General features: G+C 41.1%; 1 protein-coding gene. It reads right to left on the bottom strand.

Translation table 11 applies throughout. The features are described 5' to 3' along the window. A partial coding sequence (locus HMPREF2607_RS02345) for a Spy0128 family protein (RefSeq protein WP_148130142.1) occupies window positions 1-248 on the bottom strand: 248 nt, incomplete at both ends.

Below are 248 nucleotides of genomic sequence, written 5' to 3'. Positions count from 1 at the left end.
TATTTCTCTGGTTGGAACTTAGGTTCTTCTGGAGGAGTTACACGGTTGTTAAATTCTTTATCCGCAATGTCGCCTACAGTCGCGATAAGAACTTTAGCTGTTCCATCGTGTTTAACTGTAACTGTTACATTCGCTTTCATTGTGTCGTATGTAACGGTTGCGTCTGAGCCTTTAACTTCTTCTACTGTGTAGTTGTGTACGCCTTCTTGACCCTTCTTGAACTCAAGTTTAGAGAACTTAACGTTACC

The sequence above is a fragment of the Streptococcus sp. HMSC078H03 genome, from assembly GCF_001808655.1.
GTDB lineage: Bacteria > Bacillota > Bacilli > Lactobacillales > Streptococcaceae > Streptococcus > Streptococcus salivarius_G.
The sequence above is the reverse complement of the archived record's forward strand: the minus strand, read 5'-3'. Positions and strand labels throughout refer to the sequence as shown.